The 6304-nt window shown below is 62.4% G+C and carries 5 protein-coding genes; all 5 read left to right on the top strand.

Annotated elements, in window-relative coordinates; genetic code table 11:
* The first annotated feature begins 213 nt into the window (after positions 1 to 213).
* The 5 genes from FJ959_RS31955 to FJ959_RS30450 all read left to right on the top strand — a co-directional run bounded on the left by FJ959_RS31955 (position 214) and on the right by FJ959_RS30450 (position 6255).
* Complete coding sequence (locus tag FJ959_RS31955; protein ID WP_140646492.1) at positions 214 to 411, top strand: hypothetical protein; 198 nt, start codon at positions 214 to 216, stop codon at positions 409 to 411.
* A gap of 32 nt (positions 412 to 443) precedes the next feature.
* Entirely contained in the window at positions 444 to 1328 is an 885-nt protein-coding gene (locus tag FJ959_RS30465) for a 2-hydroxyacid dehydrogenase (protein WP_140633757.1), read from the top strand.
* Positions 1329 to 1590: 262 nt separating this feature from the next.
* A complete protein-coding gene (locus FJ959_RS30460) occupies positions 1591 to 2562 on the top strand; it encodes a cupin domain-containing protein (protein ID WP_140633751.1) in 972 nt (323 codons plus the stop codon).
* A 306-nt stretch (positions 2563 to 2868) separates the two neighbouring features.
* Complete coding sequence (locus FJ959_RS30455) at positions 2869 to 3867, top strand: TRAP transporter substrate-binding protein (protein WP_140633748.1); 999 nt, start codon at positions 2869 to 2871, stop codon at positions 3865 to 3867.
* A gap of 222 nt (positions 3868 to 4089) precedes the next feature.
* Complete coding sequence (locus tag FJ959_RS30450) at positions 4090 to 6255, top strand: hypothetical protein (protein ID WP_140633745.1); 2166 nt, start codon at positions 4090 to 4092, stop codon at positions 6253 to 6255.
* The last annotated feature ends 49 nt before the right edge of the window (positions 6256 to 6304 follow it).

The raw sequence follows: 6304 nt of genomic DNA, 5'->3' as shown, positions 1-6304 counted from the left end.
ATCCTGCAAGGTGGAGAACATCCGCTCCGAGCGGCCTCGCGCTTCAGGGGAATAGGCTGGAATATGTTCGATACCCAACTCATCTGCTTACGACACGGCGTTCCCGCCGCCTTGACAAAGAGGTCGCGGGCTCCTATCAAAGTTTGGGCAGATTGACCACATTATGGTCACATCGATGGCGACCTTGGAGGACGTGGTACAGGAACCGCTGACATGCCGATTGCGCTGGAGAAACTGGCCAGCCGCCGCGAACTCGAAGCCAAAATCAAGTCCGCGGCTCACTATCGGCGCATTGCGCAATCCAAAGGCCTCCCGTGCGAAAACCCTGATTCACCTGCGGCCATTCGTGCCGGCAGTGACACCCCGAACCGGAAGGAAAGCCTTTGTCGAAACCCGCCGCCACCGTGTTGATACCAGGCTGGATGCACGAGCATGCCCGCTGCATGCTCGGAACGCATTTCAGCCTGGTCGAAACCCCTGACTGTGACATTCACGCCCGTTTGTCCCCGGAGGTGCGGGCGTCAATTCGTGGCGTGGCCTGTCGCGCCAGAATCGATCGGCAGTTCATAGACGCCCTTCCCAACCTTGAGATCATCGCCAGCTACGGCGTCGGCTACGACGCGGTGGATGCTGCCTACGCACGAAGCAAGAATATCGTCGTCACGAACACCCCTGATGTCCTGAACGAGGAGGTCGCCGATCTCACGTTGGGGCTCCTTATCAGCGTCGTGCGCGAGATACCCAAGGCGGCAGCCTTCGTTCGCGGGGGCCACTGGAAAGCATCGGACTACCCGCTTAGCCGTCTGACACTGCGGAACCGCAGGGTCGGCATCTACGGAATGGGGCGGATCGGTCGCTGCATCGCCCGACGAGTTGAAGCGTTTGGGCTTCCTGTTGCCTATCACAGCCGGCGCCCGGCGGAGGGGGTTGCGTACGACTACTTTTCTTCACTGCTGGAACTTGCCAGTGCCGTCGATGTGCTCATCTCCATCGTGCCGGGCGACCCGTCGACCGCAAACAGCGTGAATGCCGAGGTGCTGTCCGCCCTCGGGCCCGAGGGCGTGTTCATCAATGTAGGCCGCGGAACCGTCGTGGACGAGGATGCACTGATCGGCGCCCTGCGCACGGGAGCCATTGCGGCGGCCGGCCTCGACGTGCTCGCGGATGAACCCAATGTCTCCGAAGACCTGCTGGCGCTCGATAACCTGACGATCCTGCCGCATATCGGGTCCGCGTCGGTCAGTACGCGCACCGCAATGGCGGACCTCGTGGCCCAGAACGTGATCGCCTGGTTCCAGAGTGGAGCGGCGATCACACCCGTACCCTAGACAGCCTCCGATCAGCCGCCGAGGCCTCCTGCACTGTCAGCGGACGTTATGATCCATGCACGTTAACCCAACAGGCAAGCATCCGATCGACAGGCCCTGAAGCGCCGCGGTGAGGCGTTGACAACCCATTAATAGTCTGCCCAATATGCATTGTTGGACATCGCGTCCACATTGTGGATTTTTCTGATCGGTCGATGCTTGGGGTTTCGGTCAGATTCGCGGTGTCACCATCGGTCAAGCAGAAAACGGAGGAGTGACTCTCATGAACCTACGGAAAGGCGGATTGGCCGTGGTGGCCGCGCTGGCGATCGGGGCGGTATCGTCCACCGCGGCGCTCGCACAGACGGTGTTCACCTGGACGCCAAAGCCGGTGGCGCTGGCACCATACAAGGCCCCGAACAAGCCGCACACGACGATAGCCGACGTGCGCGCCAAGATTTCTCCCGCCAATCAGTCCAAGACTTGGCACCAGGAGATCGTCAGCGACGCGCACCTGCGGGCTTCATGGGTTCAGTTGGCGGTCGGTGATCAGTCGCCGGCCATGTTCATATCGGATACTCGCGCGGCCTTCATTGTCTGGGAAGGTTCGGTCGAGTTCACGATCGGGAGCGAGGCGCCGTTTACGGCCACCAAAGGCTTTATGGTCCAGGTCCCCGCGCGCACGCAGTTCCAGATGAAGAACGTCGGCGCGGTGCCGTCCTTGCACTTCGAGGTCTTCACCGCGGACGCCAAGATCACTTACCCGCAGGCGGCGGCAACCTTGCCTAAGCCGCAGCCGGGGATGACCTGGGCGTTGACGCGACAGGATCCGGGTGCAGAAGCCCTTGGGACAGGCAATTCTACTTTCAGGGATTTCCTTGCTTCGCCCTCGGGCGGCGCATTCGTAACCGCCCCTGGCTTGTTCGTTAACGCCATCCGCGGCCAGGCGTTCAACTGCAATATGCAGTCCCCCACGGCGCTCGGACACAGGCACATCAACTATGGTGAATTCTGGTTCATCATGGAAGGTCAGATCCAATACAACCTCGAAGGCCTGCCGGGCTTCGTCTCGGAGGCCGGCGACATTGTCTATGTCCCGGCCGGCCGGTGGCACTCGGCGGCGAACTATTGTCCGGGGAGTGACACGCGGATTGCCATCAATCCCTTCCCGACCGGTACGCATAACTGGCCGCCGACTGCCAGCCAGCCCAACCCACCGATGCCCCCGATCTCGGGCAAGGGATGGCTTGATTGATGTTGCCGGTGGCCCGTCCTCATCGTGAGGGCGGGCCGTTGGTCTGACCTGACTTTGGCGCGGGGGAGCATCGGCCGGGGTGTATTCGGGGGGCGCGTTCATCGTGGCCGCAGAAATTGATCACACCGCCCGTCGGAGGCTCGTCGGCGCCGTAGCAGAAGCGGCGTACCGTCCGCTTCAGCAGCCAGGGACGCCATATCGTTAGTCTTGGCCGAATAGGCCATTCTCGTACCGCCGGTCCTGTTCCTTAGTGGTTGCAGTTCCTGCATTCTGGTTCCTTTGAACCAATTCTTGGGAGGTTGAACTATGAAGAAAGTATTGTTTCTGACTGCGGCGCTGCTGGGAGGGCTCTTGGCCGCCGCTCCGGCCATGGCTCAGAACCCGCGCCTGGGCTACGTGCCTACGGAAGACCATCCGGTCGGACAGGCTTCGCGCTATTTTGCGAAGCTGGTGGAAGAGAAGACGGGCGGGCGCATCAAGATCGACACGTTCGGAAATGGCGTGCTCGGCAGCGAGCCCGAGATGCAGGCGTCGGTTCAGGCCGGCTTCATCGATATCATGGTTGGCCCCACGCCCAACCTGGTCGGCGTCGTTCCGCAATTCATGATCTACGATCTTCCGTTTTTCTACAAGGACTTCGCCGCGGTCGATGCCGTCATGGACGGCGCGGTCGGCGAGCAGCTGTTTGCACAGCTGAAGGAAAAGACCGGCATCGTCGGTCTGGCGTGGTGGGACAACGGCTTCCGCCACATGACCAACAAGGTTCGTCCCGTCAAAACGGTGGACGATATGGCAGGGATCAACATCCGCGTCATACCCAACCCGTTGTTCATTGCGACCTGGACGGCTTTGGGAACCAATCCGACGCCGCTTCCTTGGCCTGAGCTGTACAGCGCGCTCGAAAATGGCGCCGTCGATGCCCAGGAGACGCCGTACGCTCTTATCTACACCGCAAGGTTCTATGAGGTGCAGAAGTATCTGACCAAGACGGGCCATGTCTATACGCCGTTTGTTCTTCTCGCGAGTCAGAAATGGTTTGGAAGCCTCTCCGAGGAGGACAAGGCAGCCGTCATGAAAGCTGCGAAGGAATCGGCAGCCTTCCAACGGGATCTTTCTCGCAAGGAGGCAGGGAAATTGGAGGCGGAGCTCGCGGCGAAGGGCTTCGAGATTTCCCAACCCACGCCTGAAGCGCTCGCAGCCATGACCGAACGCGTTGCGCCTGTCGTGAAAGAGTACAGCGAAAAGATCGGCGTCGATCTGGTCGAGCAGGCGCGCGCCGCTATGGCGGCAGTTGCCAAGCCATAGAGGTCTTATGGCGCCGGAGCCAGGTTCGCCTGCTCCGGCGTCCATTTGCAGAAGCATCGTGCGTCCGAGTCAGTTTGAAGCCGCAAGCAGTGTGCGCGGCTTACGACACGTCGCAGACGCCAAGGTTCAACAAATTGACGATGCCCCGGCGCTCCAATCCGGCTTCCGGCATCCGGGCGCGACCGGCATCGACATCTCTCACTCTAGTTGGGGATAATCAAAATGAAGAAGACGGCACTACTCTCATCCAAACGTTTCGCTTCGACACTTCTGGCCGCGACGGCGATGGCGCTGGTGTCTGCGTCGGCCTGGGCCGACGACAACTTCGCTAACGTCTCGCAGACGGGCAGCGGCAACACTGGCATGGTGGTCCAGGGTCCCGGCGACGAGAACGAAGTCGGCACCGCGACGGACGCGGCCAGCCAGAACGGCTCGGGTAACAACCTCGATGTCGGGCAGGCCGGCAACCGCAACCAGGTGGGTACCCGCGGCACCGGCCTCGACCAGACAGGCGACGGCAATGTGCTGGTCATCGACCAGCTTTCCGACGGCAACCGCGTCAACCAGATCAACCAGAGCAGCGCAAGCGGCTCGGGGAGGCTCAACAGCGCGACCGTCACCCAGCAGACCGCTTCGGGCGAGCCTGTGGATGGGCTCTCCACCGTCACCGGCATCGCACAGACGCATGTCTCGGGTGCTGCCAACACTGTGGCGATCACCCAGACCAGCGAAGGCGCCGGCGGCAACATTATCGGCACCGGCAACGCTGACTCCGTCAGCGGCGGGGTGACGCAGACCGGCGGCGGCAACGACGCCAACCTGAGCCAGACCGGGGCAGGCAACCGCATCGGCGCCTCGCTCCAGAACGGCCAGGGCGATGCGACGGCCATGAGCCAGGACGGCGACGGCAACGCGATCGACGGGTCGCAGGTCGGCGATGGCAACACCGCGGAAGCGTCGCAGGTCGGCAACTCGAACGGCACGACCGGCTTCGGCACCTTTGTCAGCACCTCGTCCTCGGTGACGCAAGGCTTGATCAAGCAGGAAGGCAACGGCAACAGCCTGCTGCTCGACATCCTCGGTGACGGCAACCAGTTCGGCATCGACCAGTCCGGCTCGGGGAACGACGCGGTGGCTCGGGCGACCGGCAACGCCAACGAGTTCGCGGTGGGCCAGACGGGCGACGCGAATATCGGTCGGATCGCGATCGGAGACCGGGATGGCGCCAGCAACGAGAACCTGGTGGTTCTGAACCAGGACACCGGCTCCTCGTTCGGCAATGAAGCCGAGATCCTGGTCGACGGAAACGGCAATACGGTGTCGGTCGATCAGCTCGGCGCGATCGGCTACAATGAGGCGGCCGTCGACGTCCAGGGCGACGACAACGACCTGGCTGTCGACCAGAACGGCAGCAATCAGAGCGACGTGTACGTCGTCGGAAACGCCAACGACGCAACGCTGGACCAGGACGGCGCCGTCAACAGCGCGCTGCTCGAGATCATCGGGGACGACAACGAGTTCGACGTTGACCAGTCCGGCGATTACAACGAGGCGACGGCGCGGGCGACCGGCAACGCCAACGACGTCACGATGAGCCAGACGGGAGGCACCAATATCGGCCAGATCCTGGTCGGCGACCGGAACGGCGGCAGCGACGACAATGTCGTGGCTCTGAACCAGGACAGCGGCGCCTCGTTCGGCAATCAAGCCGAGATTCTCGTCGATGGAAACACCAACACGATTTCCGTCGACCAGCTCGGCGTGACCAGTCTCGATTACGGCAACAACGTGCTCGCCGACGTCTTCGGCGACACGAACCACGTCGCGGTCGACCAGGTCGGCAGGAACGAGGGCTTGGTGTCGGTGGTCGGAAACCTCAACACCGCATCGCTCGACCAGACCGGCGACTCCAACAACGGGCAGATCGAGATCCTCGGAGACAGCAACGAGCTGGCGGTGGTCCAGTCCGGCACGTTGAACGATGCGCTGGGCCTGGCGGCCGGCAATGGCAACGAAGCGCTGATCAGCCAGGTTGGCAGCTTCAACACGGCCCTCATCACCTTCCAGGGTGACACGAACGGCGCGAACGGCTTGACTGGCGCTGCGGGAGCTCTGGCCGGCAGCTCTGGCGGCCTCCTCATGGCGGGCAGGGCCCTTCAGGACTCGTCCTCGGCCCTGACGGGGAACAGCCTGACCTATGAGGTCATCGGCAATCTGAACCAGTTCGCCTTTGCTCAGATCGGTGGCGGCAACTCCATCACCGGCCTCGTCGGCAACGCCGGCGCATCCAATGGAAACCAGGTCGCCGTGTTGCAAAACGGGTCGAACAACGTGACGTCGTTCACCCAGAACGGTGGCGGCTCGAACAACCTCTCCGTCTCGCAGTAAGCGCTATCGGCCGGGCGGGAAGCCGCCCGGCCGACGTCTTCGAGCAACA

It is taken from the genome of Mesorhizobium sp. B2-2-4 (assembly GCF_006442375.1).
Classification (GTDB): Bacteria; Pseudomonadota; Alphaproteobacteria; order Rhizobiales; family Rhizobiaceae; genus Mesorhizobium.
Note: the sequence above shows the minus strand (reverse complement) of the source record. Positions and strands in the feature narration are given on the sequence as shown.

What these genes read in the sequence shown, in the direction of transcription:
- FJ959_RS31955 (WP_140646492.1), top strand. Translation starts at nt 214, where the DNA reads ATGCCGATTGCGCTGGAGAAACTGGCCAGCCGCCGCGAACTCGAAGCC.
- FJ959_RS30460 (WP_140633751.1), top strand. Translation starts at nt 1,591, where the DNA reads ATGAACCTACGGAAAGGCGGATTGGCCGTGGTGGCCGCGCTGGCGATC.
- FJ959_RS30455 (WP_140633748.1), top strand. Translation starts at nt 2,869, where the DNA reads ATGAAGAAAGTATTGTTTCTGACTGCGGCGCTGCTGGGAGGGCTCTTG.
- FJ959_RS30450 (WP_140633745.1), top strand. Translation starts at nt 4,090, where the DNA reads ATGAAGAAGACGGCACTACTCTCATCCAAACGTTTCGCTTCGACACTT.
- FJ959_RS30465 (WP_140633757.1), top strand. Translation starts at nt 444, where the DNA reads ATGCTCGGAACGCATTTCAGCCTGGTCGAAACCCCTGACTGTGACATT.